The sequence below is a fragment of the Paenibacillus nanchangensis genome, assembly GCF_046543445.1.
In the GTDB taxonomy this organism is placed as follows: domain Bacteria; phylum Bacillota; class Bacilli; order Paenibacillales; family Paenibacillaceae; genus Paenibacillus_AQ; species Paenibacillus_AQ nanchangensis.
On sequence record NZ_JBHOFD010000061.1, the window covers coordinates 1 to 16,804 of the forward strand.

General features: G+C 54.4%; 15 protein-coding genes. 10 read left to right on the forward strand and 5 right to left on the reverse strand.

Annotated features, from left to right (window positions below; genetic code table 11):
* Positions 1-195: 195 nt before the first annotated feature.
* From ACE6ED_RS28595 to ACE6ED_RS28605, 3 genes are all read right to left on the reverse strand, one after another.
* Positions 196-801, reverse strand: coding sequence for a hypothetical protein (locus ACE6ED_RS28595; RefSeq protein ID WP_410830847.1), 606 nt, complete (start codon positions 799-801; stop codon positions 196-198).
* Between the two features lie 71 nt (positions 802-872).
* Positions 873-1,754, reverse strand: a complete 882-nt coding sequence (locus tag ACE6ED_RS28600; protein ID WP_410830848.1) for a WYL domain-containing protein — start codon at positions 1,752-1,754, stop codon at positions 873-875.
* Between the two features lie 29 nt (positions 1,755-1,783).
* Positions 1,784-3,091, reverse strand: a complete 1,308-nt coding sequence (locus ACE6ED_RS28605) for a helix-turn-helix transcriptional regulator (RefSeq protein WP_410830849.1) — start codon at positions 3,089-3,091, stop codon at positions 1,784-1,786.
* Positions 3,092-3,275: 184 nt separating this feature from the next.
* Between ACE6ED_RS28605 and ACE6ED_RS28610 the strand changes: the two genes are divergently transcribed.
* From ACE6ED_RS28610 to ACE6ED_RS28635, 6 genes are all read left to right on the forward strand, one after another.
* Positions 3,276-4,244, forward strand: a complete 969-nt coding sequence (locus tag ACE6ED_RS28610; RefSeq protein WP_410830850.1) for an SIS domain-containing protein — start codon at positions 3,276-3,278, stop codon at positions 4,242-4,244.
* A 15-nt stretch (positions 4,245-4,259) separates the two neighbouring features.
* The gene (locus ACE6ED_RS28615) at positions 4,260-5,072 is read left to right on the forward strand and encodes a fructoselysine 6-kinase (RefSeq protein ID WP_410830851.1); all 813 of its coding nucleotides are present in this window, start codon (positions 4,260-4,262) and stop codon (positions 5,070-5,072) included.
* A gap of 195 nt (positions 5,073-5,267) precedes the next feature.
* The gene (locus tag ACE6ED_RS28620) at positions 5,268-5,981 is read left to right on the forward strand and encodes a GntR family transcriptional regulator (RefSeq protein WP_410830852.1); all 714 of its coding nucleotides are present in this window, start codon (positions 5,268-5,270) and stop codon (positions 5,979-5,981) included.
* A gap of 114 nt (positions 5,982-6,095) precedes the next feature.
* Positions 6,096-7,694, forward strand: a complete 1,599-nt coding sequence (locus ACE6ED_RS28625; protein WP_410830853.1) for an amidohydrolase — start codon at positions 6,096-6,098, stop codon at positions 7,692-7,694.
* Entirely contained in the window at positions 7,681-9,129 is a 1,449-nt protein-coding gene (locus tag ACE6ED_RS28630; RefSeq protein WP_410830854.1) for a YfcC family protein, read from the forward strand. Before ACE6ED_RS28625 ends, ACE6ED_RS28630 begins: the two co-directional genes overlap by 14 nt.
* A 351-nt stretch (positions 9,130-9,480) precedes the next feature.
* On the forward strand, positions 9,481-10,269 hold the full coding sequence (locus ACE6ED_RS28635) for a nucleotidyltransferase domain-containing protein (RefSeq protein WP_410830855.1): 789 nt from the start codon (positions 9,481-9,483) through the stop codon (positions 10,267-10,269).
* A gap of 34 nt (positions 10,270-10,303) precedes the next feature.
* On the opposite strand, the gene ACE6ED_RS28640 is transcribed toward ACE6ED_RS28635, so the two are convergent.
* A complete protein-coding gene (locus ACE6ED_RS28640) occupies positions 10,304-10,807 on the reverse strand; it encodes a hypothetical protein (protein WP_410830856.1) in 504 nt (167 codons plus the stop codon).
* A 123-nt stretch (positions 10,808-10,930) separates the two neighbouring features.
* On the opposite strand from ACE6ED_RS28640, the gene ACE6ED_RS28645 reads away from it, so the two are divergent.
* The 4 genes from ACE6ED_RS28645 to ACE6ED_RS28660 all read left to right on the forward strand — a co-directional run bounded on the left by ACE6ED_RS28645 (position 10,931) and on the right by ACE6ED_RS28660 (position 16,497).
* Entirely contained in the window at positions 10,931-11,392 is a 462-nt protein-coding gene (locus tag ACE6ED_RS28645; RefSeq protein ID WP_410830857.1) for a hypothetical protein, read from the forward strand.
* A 331-nt stretch (positions 11,393-11,723) separates the two neighbouring features.
* Positions 11,724-12,989, forward strand: coding sequence for a class I SAM-dependent methyltransferase (locus ACE6ED_RS28650; protein WP_410830858.1), 1,266 nt, complete (start codon positions 11,724-11,726; stop codon positions 12,987-12,989).
* A 3-nt stretch (positions 12,990-12,992) separates the two neighbouring features.
* Positions 12,993-15,575, forward strand: a complete 2,583-nt coding sequence (locus ACE6ED_RS28655; protein WP_410830859.1) for a metallophosphoesterase — start codon at positions 12,993-12,995, stop codon at positions 15,573-15,575.
* Positions 15,576-15,588: 13 nt separating this feature from the next.
* Complete coding sequence (locus tag ACE6ED_RS28660) at positions 15,589-16,497, forward strand: ATP-grasp domain-containing protein (protein WP_410830860.1); 909 nt, start codon at positions 15,589-15,591, stop codon at positions 16,495-16,497.
* A gap of 61 nt (positions 16,498-16,558) precedes the next feature.
* Here ACE6ED_RS28660 and ACE6ED_RS28665 read toward each other — a convergent pair.
* Positions 16,559-16,804: hypothetical protein (locus ACE6ED_RS28665; RefSeq protein WP_410830861.1), on the reverse strand; the 246-nt coding region annotated here is incomplete at its 5' end.

The following is a 16,804-nucleotide window of genomic DNA, read 5'->3' on the forward strand; positions in this document are numbered from 1 at the left end:
ATTCGTTCCAAAGGGTTATGTACAAAGTGATGCTTTTAGTAACTCAACTTTCGCAGCCTGAGATCGGCAGATACGCCTTGAGATAAACGATTGCTTTATTGGGGAAATCCGCGCCAGGACTGGAGCGTAGCTGATTTTCGCTCTGCGAAAGTTGAGTTAGTAAGGGTATAAAAAAGTTGTGGAAGCAGAACTCGATTAATACCGGATATCCAGCTTCAACAAGATGTACCGGCTGCTGCCCTTTTCCGTTACTTTACGTACAGTGGCGGTTACCTTGCCGAATTCCTCCGCTTCTTCTACGTCCGGATTATACAGTTTGCCCAGCACTTTATAGCCGCCTGTCTGGAGCTTGTAGACTTCATGAACCCGCACATAATTCACCGGTTCCCCATCGGCGCCGTCGAACACGTAACCTTTTCCGTTAAAAGTGTATTCCTTGGTGGACGCATGCCGGGTCAGCGGCAGCTTAAAGTATTTGTTGACCGACGCGGCGACTTTGTCCTTGGAGATGTACAGCTTGCCTTCCTTGGTGCTGGAAATGGCAGTATCGAAGTTGTTCAGATAGTTATGCCATACTCCGAAACGAATTAAAGCCGCAGTATCGGGTTTGGCGCTGTCCCATGCGGTCATTTGCAGTTCCGAAAAATTGCTGAGGAACAAGCCCAGTTTGCCGCGTTCGGCGGTGCTTAGATTCAGTTTGCTTTGCGCTGCGGCTTCGGCCGCCGGTACAAACGCGCCGAAAAGCATAATCATCAGCAGACACCAGCTGCCGATCCTCGTAAACATGGATTGTGGTTTCAAATGTCATGTCTCCTTCTAAAATATGTTTTCCCCACACCTACCCCGGAGAAGACCCGCTTCCATCCGCTCCACTAGCCGGAAGCAGCGTCTGTTCCTTCGCCTCCGCAGGCTTCTCCGTCTCCGGTCCCCGCAGAATTCTCCGGCGCGGACGCGGATACGCCGTACCGGCCCAGCGCCATCGCTGCCGTCTCTTTCATCCGTCTCAGCAGATAATCGCCCTGCACGATCCGCACCCGTTTGCCCAAAAAACGCAGCTTGGAAAGCAGATACTCGAATTCGTCGGCCGGCAGGAAGATGTTCACCCGGTAGGTGTCTGCCGCTTCATCGTAGACGACTTCTTTTTCGAAGCTCGACAACGCGTACAGAATTCTGGACAGCTCCCCGTTGTACATGGGGACAATCTCAAGGCCCACCCGCCGGGTGCGGGAATGGAGTCTGCGCTGGATGTAACCAAGCAGTTCGTCCGCCCGCTTCTGCGAGATCGGCTCCACCTCCACTGAATGGATCCGGCTCAGCCGGACGCAGTGCAGCGGCCGGTTGTTCGAAGGAAGCGGGTACCAGAGCAGATACCATTCCCGCTTGACCATTGAATACTCCAGCTTATAGGGCAGGACCCAGCGGTTCGCCCGCACGTCGCCGCTTTTTACCTCATACGTCAGGCGCAGCCCGTCTTTGTTCCGGATATGCCGGAGCAGGGGAGGCAGCAGCGGGTGGTAGGTCTGTTTGTCGAGGCTGCGGGCTTTTTCGATCAGGTCGCCGGTATCCATCACCGGATCGTCTTCCAGAATGCGCTCCAGCTTCTGCAGGGCAGAGGAGGTGAAGGCTTCACCGGCAGCTGGATGCGCGAGCATCGACTTCAGCCAGGACCGCTCCTGCGAAGTGGTGACGGAGACGCCGGAATCGTCCAGCCGGGAGAGCAGCTGGTAGTTAAATATTTTTTCAAACGGATTCATGTACGCCCGATTCTCCTTTCGTTCCCCGATCACTCATAATACGCCTGAATCTCTTTCCATTCCTCGATCATTTCTTCACGAAGCCGGGGCGGTTCCAGCACCTCACAGCTGGAGCCGAAGCTGCGGAGCCAAGGCTTGATTTCGCTTGTTCCGTTAACGGTAATCTCATACAGGAACGAAGTGTCGTCTTCCTCCACAATCTGTCCCCATTGTCCTTGAAGCAGCACACGGTCTTTGATGAAGTTGGGCTCGTTCCGCTCCAGCGGATGGTAAAAACGGGCGCGCACCGTTACCGGCCTGCCGGTATCGATCAGCCAGCTGTACCGCAGCTTCTGCATCAGGCTTTCCGTCTGCTGGCGGAACTGCGTTTCGCTTACCGGCTCGCCCGCCTCCAGCTGGGTAATGCCCTCCATCCGGTATTTTCGCAGGCCGCCGCGTCCGGTACCCAGCAGATACCACCGCCCGTATTGGTGGTCGTAAACGACTTTTAAGGGCAGCGCGGAGATCTCTCTGCCTGGGGCTTCCCGCTCGAACATCGGATTGGTGTTGCGGGAGGCGTAGCTCTGCTCCGACTTCGGGGAGTAGTACACAAACCGGATCTGGCGGTGTTCCCGGATGTGCCGGAGCAGCGGAAACAAATGCGCTTCATCCAAAATACGCGAATAATAATGATATTTGTACAGGAACGGCTCCATGGTTTCTTTTTCCGTTCCGCGGCGCAGCAGCTCTTTTTTTAGCCCGTCACGCAGCAGATAGCCTTGAACCGAAGGAACCTGGGTATTGGCCATCACGTCCACAAAATCATACAAATCCAGCAGTTCCTCCTCCGGTAAAGCACTCACCAGTTCGCTGCGCAGGTGATAGCGGAAGGGGCGGGTGCCCGCTTCCTTGCGGATGACGCCAACTTCCTCCAGATACTTCAGGTCGGAGCGTACCGTCTTTTCGTCGCAAGGGGGCAGATCGGCGGACAGCCCTTCGCAGCAGATGTCCAGCAGCTCCAGCGCCGTGTGCGGAGCGTCGTTGAGCGCCGCCAGCATCAGGGAGATGCGCTGGCTTTCCGATTCCTTAACCGATTTGGCCCGGAACAGGAACAGCAGCATCGGGTCGGCGGAATCGTAATAGCTGTACCGGAGCGTATCGGCAAACGCCTGCTTCTGGTCCTGCGGCAGAGACGGGTGCACCGCATCCGCGATGTCCTTCAGCCGCCGCAGCGTTTTGTCGAACGTATGAACCGAGATGCCGAGCCGGTCGGCGAACTGCTGCCGGCTGAACGCGCCGCTCGTTAAAGCCAGCATGCGCAGAAACTGGATTTCCTTGTCAAAGCTTTCTTTTGCCATAAGAGCCTCCGATTGAAATCATTCCCTTCTATTGTAACAGGTGAGCGGGGCGAATTGGAAAAGTCTCTCTGCGTGCTTTCTTGAAAGGGGATTCAAAAAACTCGTTGACAGGAGGAATGAAAGCGATTATATTAGACCTGTAGATAATACGTTATATAACGTTATATAAAAAGGAGCGAACATAATGAAAGTACAACAAGTGATCCAAACGATCAATGAACAGATGAAGGACGGCATTTCGGAAGTGTATTTTGTAGCGTGCGGCGGCTCGCTCGTTGATATGTATCCGTCGAAATATTTCCTGGACAGCGAAGCGCGCAAGCTGGTTCCGGGCATGTACACGGCAAACGAATTTGTGCATGCGCTGCCGAAACGCCTGGGCGAACAGTCGGTCGTTATCGTATGCTCCCACGGAGGCAACACGCCGGAATCCGTCATGGCAGCCAAAGTGGCCAAGGAGCAAGGCGCCCGCACCATCGGCCTGACGCACAACAGCGAAGCCAAGCTGCTGGATTATTCCGATTTTGACTTCCTGTATGAATGGGGAAATGACAGCGATGTGAAGGACAACCCTATGGCCATTATCCTGGAGCTCAGCGTTGAACTGCTCCAAGCTGCCGAAGGTTATGCGCATTATGAAGCGTTCCGCAAAGGACTGGATATGATCAACGGCATTATCGTCCAAGGTAAAAAACAGGTTGCCGACCGTGCCCGCGCTTTTGCTGACAAATACCGTGAAGAAGACCTGTACTACATCCTGACCAGCGGCGCTTCCTATGGACATGCCTACGGATTTGCGATCTGCTCTCTGATGGAAATGCAATGGCTGAACGCGTCTTCCATTCATTCCGGCGAATTCTTCCACGGTCCGTTCGAAGTTACCGACAAAGAAACGCCGTTTATCCTCATGATGAATGAAGGCAGAACCCGGGCGCTGGACGAGCGGGTACGGGTATTCCTGAACCAATACGCTGAAAAATACGAAATTATCGACGCAAAAGAGCTTGGCATCTCGACCATCTCCGAGCAGGTTGTGGAATTCTTTAATCCGGTTCTGTTCTACAGCATCGTGTGCGTGTACCGCGAAGCGCTGGCGGAAGTCCGGAATCACCCGCTGGAAACCCGGCGTTATATGGGCAAAGTAGCTTACTAATTGGGGGGATTCGAAGTGAGAGCACTAGGCATTGGAGATAACGTGGTGGACAAATACGTCCACCTCCGGACGATGTATCCGGGCGGCAATGCGCTCAACTTCAGCGTGTTCGCCAAAAAAGCCGGAGCGGAAGCGGCATTCATCGGCGTCTTCGGCGACGACAATGAAGGCAAGCATGTCGTTAACACGCTGCGGGAGCTGGAGATCGACATCTCCAGATGCAGATACCACAGCGGCGAAAACGGCTGCGCCAGAGTGACGCTTGAAGAAGGAGACCGGGTATTTCTGGGCAGTAATGAAGGCGGTGTTACCCGGCTGCATCCGATTACACTGAGCGAAGACGACAAGGCATATATTCAGAGCTTCGATATCATTCACACCGGATTGTACAGCCATACGGGACATTTGCTTGCCGGCCTGCAGGGCTTGAGCATTCCGCTGTCCTTCGACTTCTCCGACGATTTTGAGGATGAGCAGGTGGACCGGTGTATCCCTTACGTGGATTATGCGTTTTTTTCCTGCAGCCATATGACGGAGGAGCAAACTAAAGAGTACCTGGCTTCCAAACGCCATCATGCAGGACAAATCCTGGTGGCGACACGCGGAGGCGACCGGTCTGTTGCTTATGACGGAGAGCAGTTCCATTACCAGACGCCCGAAAAAATTGAAGCGGTCGATACGATGGGCGCAGGGGATTCGTATATTACCGGATTTTTGCTGAGTCATCTGTCTGACAAAGACATTGGCGCGGCGATGCGGGAAGGCTCCAAGCTGGCGGCCAACAGCTGCCTGGTCGAAGGCTCCTTCGGATTTGGCGTAACGTATTAAGCCGAGTCGTATTAACCTGCGACGCAATAACGCAAATGCTAACAGGGACGTATTAACCCGTGACGAACAACCGTGACGCACTAACCGTGACATGGGCAGAGGCTTCAATTTCGATCTCCGCTTGTTAAAAATGAAGGCGTTTGCTACTCTAACTATAATGAGCTTATAACGTTATATGATAAGTGAGGGTACGCCATGTTAAACGCGGGGAACGAACAACCTTTATATATCCAGTTAAAAAAAGCGATCCAGTCCGCCATCCAGAACGGAACCTTCAAGGAAGGCGACCAGATCCCGACCGAAACGGAGCTTAGCGAGATGTATTCGGTCAGCCGGATCACGGTGCGCAAAGCCGTTGCGGAGCTGGTTCAGGAAGGCTATCTGGTGAAGCGGCAGGGCAAGGGCACCTTCGTTAACACGCCCCGTGTCGGCCGTAAAATCGACCATGTCATCAGCTTCTCCGCCGCATGCCAGGATAGCGGGCTTCCTTCCCAGAGCATTGTGACGGAGCGCAAGCTTCTGAAGGCGGATCATGAAACCGCAGAGCTGCTGCGGCTGCGTCCGGGTGACCAGGTGCTGTACATCCAGCGCAAAAGATATGCCGGCGACCTGCCGCTTATGCTGGAGAACAACTATTTTGACTACAGCCGGTTTGCGTTTCTGATGCATGAGCCGCTGGACGGTTCCCTTTACGATCTGCTGCGCACCAAATACCAAATCGATCCCAGCAAACCGGGCGAAACGATCCTGCAGCTCACGCTGGCGGATGAGCAGCAGGCCAAGCTGCTGGAGATTCCGATTGGCGAAGCGCTGTTTTATATGAAGACCGTCATTTATGACCAAAATGACCAGCCGGTTCATGCGGGCAAGCAGTATATTATCGGCGACCGCTACCAATTCTCGCTGTAGCCCTCCGGAGGTTCGAAAATTGCATACGGGCGTCTGTTCCTCGGAAATAGGGGGATCAGATGCCCCTGTATATAACGACATAATACGTATTATATTGGTAAAGGAGGTACGAGTATGAAAAATACGCCTATCGACGCCGCCGACCGGGTCCTAATCTCATCCAATGTGTTTACCGGTACCGAAGCACAGGCACGCCCTGCTTTTGTAGCCATACGGAAGGACCGGATTGTCGCCGTTGGAGCGCCCGATGAAGCCGCATCCTGGATTGGGCCGGACACCGAGGTACATGATTTGAAGGATGCTTTTGTGATGCCTGGCGTTCACGATAATCATGTGTTTTTTACAGGATACATGTCCATGCACCGCGGGATTGACCTGTCGTCGACCCGGTCGGTGGAGGAGGGTCTGCAGCGGCTGCTGGACGAATCCAAAAAGCTTCCGCCAGAGCAAAATGTATACGCTTTCGGATGGAACCGGGAAGTATGGGGACAAGCCCCTGAACAGAAACTCCTGGATGAGCATTTTCCCGGCCTGGCCGTTGTCGCTATCAACGACAGCAAAAGTTACTGCTGGATGAACCGGGCGGCGGAAGAACGGTACCGGTTTACACCGGATCAGTGCAGCGCTGAAGCACGTGCCCTGCTGCTGGAAGAAATGATGAAGGATAAGGAGATGCTGAAGCAGGAGTTCCTCGATTTCTGCACCATGCTGGCCGGGCGGGGCGTCACTTCCATCAAAGACATCGGGTTTGACCGGTATGAGGGACTGCTGCCGGTTCTAAACGAGCTGGAGGCGGCGGGAGAGCTGCCGATCCGGGTACATTTTGCACTGGAGCCGGTGCTTCATCCTTTCGACATGGATGCAGGTGTGGATTATAAACAGCGGTACAACAGCGACAAGCTCCGGTTCCAGGGGTATAAGCTGATGCTGGACGGAGTCGTGGCCGATCATACCGGAGATATGCTGGAGCCTTATGCGGATCTGCCGGGCGTGACCAACCTGCGCCCCGTGGATTATGCCCCGATTGAGGAAGCCGTGCTGTTGGCGGACAGCCACGGAATAAAATGCTGCTTGACCGCGGAAGGCGACGCAGCGATCCGCCGGGCGGTGGACATGCTGGAACAATGCCGCCGCCGCACCGGCCAGACGGTCCGCCATTCGATCAGCGATCTGGAATACCCGCATCCCGATGATTTGGTGCGGATGGGGAAACTCGGGATTTTTGCCGAAGTTTATGCGCAAATTCTGCTGCTGAACCCTTCCCATGATGCGGCTTATATGGCTGAAGTGGCGGGAGAAGCCAACGAATACCGGTTCTACAATTACGATTCCATGCTGAAAGCCGGCGTTCCGGTTACGATCGGCACCGACCTGCCGCTGTTTATGACCAGTGTTCCGGATTCGCTCTACGCGGCTTCTCACCGGCGGTTCCCCGACGGCTCCCCCGCGGAAGGCTGGTATCCCGAGTTCGGCATGCCGCCGCATGAGGTACTGAAGGCATGGACGATTAACGGCGCAGAACACTGCTATATGGCCGAAAGCACCGGCAGCCTGGAACCTGGAAAATACGCGGATATCGCGGTGTTTGACCGGGACCTGCTGAAAGCCGGCGCTGCCGAAATCCGGGACGCCCAGGTGATTTTGACGTTGGCCGCAGGGAAAGTTACGCATAACCATACTGGAATAATGAGGGGATCGTATGGAAACAGCTAAAACAATGAAAGCTGCCAAGAAAAAATGGGCCTTGTCGTTACCCCACAGCTATACCCTGATCTTCTTCATCATTATTGCCGTTGCGGCGTTGACCTGGATTGTGCCAAGCGGCCAATTTGAACGCCAGGAAGTTACGGTGGACGGACAGGTAAAAACGGCGATTGTCCCCGGCACGTTCCAGACCGTTCCGAAGGTTTCGGGCGATACGGATTTAAGACAAGGGCTTACGGCAATCGCCAGCGCTCCAATGAAAGGGATCATTAATGCGGCTGACGTTGTGGCGTTCGTCCTGGTCGTCGGCGGGGCGTTCGGCATTATCCTGCAGACCGGCTCCATTGACCGGGCGCTCGCGGCACTGGCCGGCAAGCTGAAAAACCGGGGGATTCTGCTAATCCCGATTGCGATGATTATCTTCAGTCTTGGCGGCTCCACCTTCGGGATGAGTGAAGAGATCATTCCGCTGTATGCTATTTTTATTCCTCTCATGTTTGCGCTCGGCTTCGACTCGATGACTGCGATCCTGATTTTGTTCCTCGGCACGCAGATCGGTTATGTCGGTTCTACGGTCAATCCGTTTTCGGTGCTGATCGCGCAAGGTGTGGCCGGCGTGCAGGGCAATCCCCAGTTGTGGCTGCGCTTCATCGAGTGGGTGGTCTTTACGGCAATTTCTATAGGATTTACAATGTGGTACGCCCGGCGGGTGAAAAAGAACCCCGAAAAATCGGCGGTTTATGCCAATGATTTGATTAACCGCGAGCAGTTTGTGAAGGAAAGTGACGGAGCGGCAGTGGTCTTCACGCTTCGGGATAAATGGATTATTGGCGGGTTTATCGCCACGCTGGGCCTGATTGTGTGGGGCATCCTGTCCAAGGGCTGGTACATGACCGAAATCGGGGCGCTGTTTTTCGCGTTCGGGATTTTTTCGGGCCTCATTACCGGCATGAAGCAAAAAGAGCTGGCAGAGAACTTTGTTAAAGGCTGCGGCGAGTTCATTTACGCGGCGGTGATTATCGGATTGGCCCGCGGAATTCTTGTTGTAGCTGAAGACGGCATGATCATCGACACCATTCTGAACGGGCTGGCGAACCTGCTGGAAGGACTGCCAAGCTATCTGTTCACCACGATTATGCTGCTTGTGCATAACATCATCACATTCCTTGTGCCCTCTTCGTCGGGCGAAGCCGCTTTGACGATGCCGGTGCTTGCTCCGCTTGGCGATCTGGTCGGCATCAACCGCGAAGCCGTTGTTACCGCGTATCAGTTCGGCAACGGGTTAACGAACCTGATCTCGCCTACAGGCGGCGTGCTGCTGGCAGGCTTGGCCATTGCGCGGATCAATTTTGGACAATGGCTGAAGGTGATTTTTAAAGTGTTCCCGATTCTCTGGATTGTGGCCGCCGTGTTCGCTGCCATCTCTGCGTTTGTAGGGGTTTGAGGAACAGGATATTTATAGATGGTTCGCATACATGCAGATTCAAAATTCCAGATCCATTTGGGCCAACCGGTACCCCTTCCGGCTGGTCTTTTTGTTATTTAGTTGGGGGAAGCTGGCCGCTGAGGGGCTGATGGAGCCTGGGCTTCATTATATGAACCGAACCGTTGAAATACAGGAATACAGTGAAATACAGGTAGACAGTGAAATACAGCTAGGCAGTGAAATACTGGAATCCGGGGATGACCTCGTAATACTTTCGCCATGTTCATCGCCGGGGAAATAAGCGAAAATAACAGTAGCTATTTTAGAGCGATAACCATCTTAACCGAAGAAAAAAGGAGGCGCATCCGCATGACCGCCATCAATGAACAAATCATGCAAGCACTGCACACCATCGAAACGGAGGAAGGCGTGCGGATTTTGTACGCGTGCGAATCGGGCAGCCGGGCCTGGGGTTTTCCGTCGAAAGACAGCGACTACGATGTCCGGTTTTTATATATCCGGCGGCCGGAGTGGTATTTGTCGATTGAGGAAGGACGGGACGTGATTGAACGGCCGATCAGCAGCCTGCTGGACGTAAGCGGCTGGGATCTGAAAAAAGCGCTTCGTCTGTTCCGCAAATCCAACCCGCCGCTACTGGAATGGCTGCAGTCGCCCATCATCTACCATGAGGTCTTGTCTGTTGCCGGGCAGATTCGCAAGCTGTCCCCGCTGACCTTTTCGCCCCGCTCCTGCATGTATCATTATCTGCATATGGCGAGAGGGAACTACAGGGATTATTTGCAGGGTGAGCGCGTCCGGCTGAAAAAATATTTTTACGTGCTGCGTCCGATCTTGGCCTGTGAATGGATCGAAACCTACGGCGAAATGCCGCCGATTGAATTCGGAACGCTGGTGGATTGGCTGGTTCCGGAGGGAACCGGGCTGAAGGGGGCAATCGAGGAGCTGCTGGCCCGGAAAATGGCCGGCGATGAGCTGGACGACCAGCCGAGAATCGACGCGCTTAACCAGTTCCTTGAACAGAAGCTTAAAACGTACGAACAGCTGGCCCCCAAGCTGCCGGCGGGCGGGGGAACCACGCTGGAGCAGGCAAACACCCTGTTCCGCTCGGCACTCCAGGAAGCATGGGGAAACCAGTGAGGCTTCGCGGCTGCCGGTACGGCTGCCGGTGCAGTTACTGGAAAAAGGCAAGGAACTCCTCGATTGAACCAGCCATAACGCCGTGCGGATTTTCTTCATAGACATCGAAGTAGCCGTACCCGCAGTCGACCCATTCGACCTGGTTCGTATCGTTGTTCAGCACGATACAGATATCGCCGATGTTCAGGAAAAACGTGCCGATCAGCATTCTCCGCCCAAAATCGTTGCCACCCGTCCATTCGCGGAAGGCGCGGACGATCCACTCGCCCGCCTGCCCGGCGGATGGCGGCAGATCCAGCGTCACCTCGCAGGGGCCTTCGCATTCGTTGAAGGAAAACCAGTTGTCGAAGCGGCCGCCCTGTGGAATGGTATGGAGACCTTCTTTCAGGTCGAGCACGCTTTCGGCGGTATCGCCGAAAGTCCGGGAATACAAGCTTCGGATTCCGCTGCACAGCGTGAAGCCCAGTTCGCTTTCCGCGGAGGAAAAATCAAGTTGGATAGAGTCCGGCTTAATCTGCTGCAATTGAGACAGGTTCATTTGACTTTGCACACTCTTTCTATCATAGATTTAGGTTATGTTAGCATGCTAACCCCGGTTTGCAGGACTGTCAATGCGGCAGCGGGGAAGGGGCGTAGTAGGAGAAGGAGGCCCATAACGTTTATGTACGAACAGATCATCACCCTTTTAAACCGGGAAGAACAGCATCTGGACCACTCGCTGATCCAGCATCAGCGGGAACGCTATAGCGCGGAACAGCTGGTAAAATTGCGCCAGGATTATCCCGGTATTCCGGAAGAGTATTTAACTTATCTGAGCGAAATCGGCGAAGGCGGTATTTTGGATGAGCTGTTCACGATTTTTGGCGAGCCGGTGGAGCCGGAAGAGCTGCTGGACGAGAGTCTGCATGAATTTTTGGACGAGGAGACCAAGCTGCTTCAGTTCGGCACCACCCACGCCGGTATTGCGCTTGTTTTTCTGCCAGAAGAGGGCTGGGAGGTCGGCTTTTTATACCATGACGATCTGGCGGAGGTCGAGCGTACCGAAATGACGTTCCGTAAATTCATTTATGACCGGGTGCTCGAGTTATATCCGGACAGCGGTTCGGCTGACGTTATAGACTGAATGATAGAATGACAGGAAAGAGGAGCAGGCACGGAGGCAATTTGGAGATGGAGGAGCGGAGCATTTGCCTGCATTTCCGGAGTTTTACGACCTATCCAGACTGAACTACTTATTCACAGGATGGCGGGGATGGCACGGAGGCAATTTGGAGATGGAGGAGCGAACGCGTTTGCCTTTATTTTCGGAGTTCTCCCGCTAAATCAGGAATACCATTCAAGAACTCCGAAAATAACAGCAACCGGAAGTCCCAAAGTGCCGCAGTGGCAGCCCCAGTCTACCTGTACATTTCAAGTTCAGTCTATATAACTAACAGAAACAAGGAGGGAACAAAATGGCTATCGTGCAAGTCCGGTCGACTCACCCGCAATTTTCATTCCTCATCAAAAAGAACCCGGCCTCCGGCATGATGCTCCGGTCCATCCGCAAAGGAATGGCTTACGGCTGGTACAGCGGCGCCGGTACATACAATGTCTACTTTAAGGACGCGGATAACGAGGTGTCCTACAAACAAAACGAACACGAGGAGTTCGAATACCTGAACGTGTCGAGGTACAATACGCCGCTGTTTCCGCTGGGCGCAATTGGCGAATTTTTTTCCGCCCCGCTGCGGGCGCGGCATGAACAGGACACGGACGGGTATGAACACACTTTTTTCATCAACTTGATTCATATCGAGCGGGCCCATTACATTGATCTGTTCGCCAAACACCTGAAGGACTTCACCTTTGAAATCATTCCGCAGGCGCACCGCAGTTATACCTTAACTGTGACCACCCGCAAAAGTCTCTACGAACTGCTGCACACCGTCAGCGTTTTGTGCCTGTTTCTGTCCATGTTCGGCAAAGAGTACCTTGATCTGTCGGACAGCGTGCTGGAGAAATACATCCGCAGCATCCAGGTGATCGATGCGCCGTTTTATATCCGCAGCTTGTTTGTACGCAATTTTTTGACTTCGCGGGACCGGTTCAAAAAATACAAAGCCGAGCTGGAACGGACAGACCGTTACGAGATACAGTTTGCACACGGCGGAACAGCGCTGCAGCGGCGTAATTTTATCGGCAGCGCACTCGCCTTCGACAAGTCGATTCTGGATGTGGGCTGCGGGGAAGGCTTCTACGCCCTGCCATTCGCCGCCAAAATCGAAGCCGGCTACTACGCCGTCGACATTGATCCGGAGGTGCTGGAGAAGCTGAAGCGCAAAGCGGAGGCCAAAGACGCCGACAACATCGCCGCCTACAGCTCGTTGGACGAATTCCTTGCGACATACGACAAGGAGCGGGTGGATGTCATAATGACCGAAGTGATCGAGCATATGAGCCTGGACGAAGCCCGGACGCTGATCCGGCAGATTTGCGCGGAGGTCGATTTTGACCGGTTTATTATTACGACACCTAACGCCGATTTCAACCGGTATTACGAGCTGAGCAGCTTCCGCCATGACGACCATAAGTGGGAGTTGGGCGGCGCGGATTTTCGCCAGTGGATGCTGGATACCCTCGAAGGGCAGGACCTTAATGCCGAATTTGTGCATATCGGGGACAGCGTGGAAGGCATACAGACGACGCAGGGCGTTATTTTACAGAGACAGGGGGCCTGACTTATGGATATCCGGACTAAAGTGCATACGATTTTCCTGCTGATCGGGTCTACCGAATGCGGCAAGACAACTTTTGCTGAAAAAGTGCTGATGCCTGCACTGCGGTTCGAAGACGCCGCCCGCGGTGTGCGTTCGAACATTCAGTATCTTTCCTCCGACCGGATCCGGCAGGAGGTGCTGGGCTACGATTACGATAAATATGACCAGAACATGCTGGAGGCCAGCGGGCAGGCGTTCCATCTGCTGTTCGAGCGGCTGAAGATGGTAACGTCCTTTCCCGTTAACGCGGAGTTTGCAGTGGTTGACACAACTGGACTGGCGGAGGATTTCCGGCAAAAGGTGCGCGAGATTGCTGAGCAAAACCATTATAACGTAGAGGTCATTTTGTTCGATTACCGGAACCGGGGGGATTATTACGCATCGGAACGCTCAAAGCGGCTGATTACCACCCACATTAACCGGCTCAAAAAAGAAGTGCTCGGCTCGCTCGCCCGCGAAGGCTACGCCAAAGTACACCGCGTCCGCGCAAAAGACTTCCTGCTTCCGGGAGGTGAAGCCAATCCGGACTACCGGGTGGTAATTGAGGATTTGGAGGACTACCTGGACACGGTGCTGCCGCAGGATCAAGAGTATATCCTGATTGGCGACGTCCATGAATGCGTTGATGACCTGAAAGGGCTGCTGCTTGATTACGGCTTCAAAATCGAAGCGGGCAGGGTAATTGTGCCCGACCGGCTGAAACGGACAAAATGCGTGCTGGTTGGCGACTGGATCGACAAAGGGAAGCGGAGCGGAGAGATTATCCGGTTTTTGTACGAGAACCGGGAGGTATTCTATTTTGTACTCGGCAATCACGAAAATTTTGTTTCCAAATATATGCGGGGGGAAATCCGCGGCGTAGAGCAGACGCTTCTGCACTCGTATTTCGATTCAGTGCAGACGCTGCAGCAGGACGAGGAACTGCTGGGGAAATTCCAGGAACTCGTCGCCTTGTCCCGCCCATTTTACCGGTATGCGGGAACGGACGGCCCATCTTTTTATGTGACGCACGCGCCCTGCCGGAATAAATACATCGGTAAGCTGGACTCTGGCGCGCTCCGGCATCAGCGCACGTTCCGGCTGAACCGGGAGGAGCCGTACGAAGAGCAGCTGGTTTTTCTTCAGGAGGAAGCGGTCGGCAATCACCCGTACCACATTTTCGGACATATTGCGGCAAAGCAAGCGTTCCGGCTCCGCAACAAGCTGCATATCGACACTGGGGCTGTGCACGGGAATCAGCTGACATCTGTCCGCATCACGTATAAGCCGGTGCTAAAAGCACACAAATCCGCCGCCGCCGTCCTTACCGAAGAACTGCCGGTGCTGTTTCGGCAGAAGCGGACTGTATCGGTCCGGGACCTCGGCGAAGACGAGCTGCGCCGCCTGCGGTACTGCTCCCGCAACCGGATCAACTTTATTTCCGGCACGATGTCGCCGGCGGATAAAAAGACAGATACAAACGAGCTGGAATCGCTCCAGCGCGGGCTGGACTATTTCCATGAACGGGGCGTGGCCCGCGTTCATCTCCAGCCGAAGTACATGGGCTCCCGCTGCAACGTCTATCTGCACCGGAATCCGGAGCAGTGTTTTGCGGTCAGCCGCAACGGCTATAAAATTCAGCAGGTGGATTTGTCCGGCATCTATAGCGCTCTCCGGAGCCGGTTTGAAGGTTTTATGGAGGAGCGGGGCATCGCTTTGATGATTCTGGACGGCGAGCTGATGCCGTGGATGGCAATGGGCGAAGGGCTGATTGAACGCCAGTTCAAGCCGATTGGAGCAGCGCTGGAAACGGAGCTTGCGTTCCTTGCAGCGAACGGCTTTGAAGCCGCGCTCGGCAGTCTGATCGCGGATTACGAAGCGAGCGGCTTCGAGCAGGATCAGTACCACACCGCCAAATCGGCGCTGAGCGGCAAATACGGGGCCGCCGTGTACCAGACTTACAAGCATGTGCACGATGTCCGGGAAACCGCCGTTCCGTTGTCCGTCCATCAAGAGGCTTACGCGACGTACAAACGGCAGCTGGAGCTGTACGCCCAGGCTGGCGAGATGGAATATAAACCGTTTGCCGTGCTGAAGCTCGTCTACGAAGACGGGCGGGAAGAGCAGCCGGATTGGGAGACGTCCGAGATGTACCGCCTGCTGTCGGACGACGAAGCGCTTCTGCTGGATTTGACTAATCCGCAGGCTTATGATGAGGCGGAGCGTTTTTTTGCCAAGCTGACGTTGGAGAACCAGATGGAAGGTATAGTGATCAAACCCGAGCGCTGGGACGGGGAGACCGTGCCTTATATGAAAGTACGGAATCCGGCCTACCTGTCGATTATTTACGGCTACGACTACCGGTTCCCGCATAAATACCGCAAGCTGGTGAAGCAAAAAAATATCACCCGGAAGCTGCGGACTTCACTGAACGAATACCGGCTGGGCCGGCAGCTGCTCGGCATCCCGTACAGCCAGATTGGGCCCGACCATGAGGAATATAAAGAGATTGCGGCCAATCTGCTGTTCGAGGTCGCACAGGAGCGGGAGATTGACCCGCGGCTGTAGAAGGAGGTACAACATGCGAATTTTGTTTTGCAGTGATCCGCTGAATGGAAAGTCGGTTGATCCGGATTACCTGCAGGAGTACGAATGCGCCCGCAAACTGGGGCTGGACGTTCATCTGTTTTCCCTGGAAGATGCGCTGGGCGGGGCATATGCGCGGGCGGTCAAGCAGATCCCGGTCCTGGATACGCCGGAGACGTTTGTCTACCGGGGCTGGATGATGAAGCCGCAGGTGTATGCGGGTTTGTATGCCGAGCTGCTCCGGCGCGGCGCCGTCCTGATCAATACGCCGGAGCAGTACCGGAACGGCCACTATTTTCCGTATGCTTATGAGGCGATCCGGGAAGCTACGCCGCGCAGCATCTGGGTGGAGGAAGCGGAGCTGGATGAAGGGCTGGCGGCGGTTTACGAGCGGATGAATGTTTTTGGCGCAGGTCCCGTGCTGATCAAGGATTATGTGAAATCCCGGAAGCATGAATGGGAGGAGGCCTGCTGGATTCCGGATGCTTCTGACCGCCAGCGGGCGATGACCGTGCTGCGAAATTTCGTTGAACGCCAGGGATCGGAGCTGAGCGGCGGACTAGTTATCCGCGAATTTGTCCCGCTGGAGCAGCTTGCCGTACATCCCAAAAGCGGAATGCCGCTGTCAAACGAATACCGGCTGTTTTTTCTGCATCACCGCCTGATTGCGGACGCGGCCTATTGGGATGAAGCAGAGTATGAACAGGAGATGCCGGATCTCATCCGGTTTACAGAGCTGGCGCAGAAGCTGGACAGCGCGTTTTTTACGATGGACATCGCCCGGACGGCGGCGGGAGACTGGACGGTAATCGAGGCGGGAGACGGCCAGGTATCCGGGCTTCCCGGCCACGCCGATCCCGAGCGGTTTTACCGCGCGTTGATGGAAGGGGCGGAGAGGGATTAACCAATTTAAAACACCAATCTAAACACCAATCACTAGTTGAAACAACAACGGAATATGTAAACTAAATACTTCTAATGGAATCAATAAAGAGAATTCTTGTCGGGAGACAAGACGGGAGACAACTATTCCAATTGAGAGCCGCTAATTTAGCGGCTTTTTTATTTGGTACAAGTTTCTGTCCCCGGCCAAGACAAGAACTTGTACCGATTGGCGGAATGGAGGCATTTTGAAGCAGCTTCGCATTGTCCTTCCCTAAGACTTTCTTGCCGGACTCAGGGTACCCTATTTGCTGATTATTCAGCGTTTT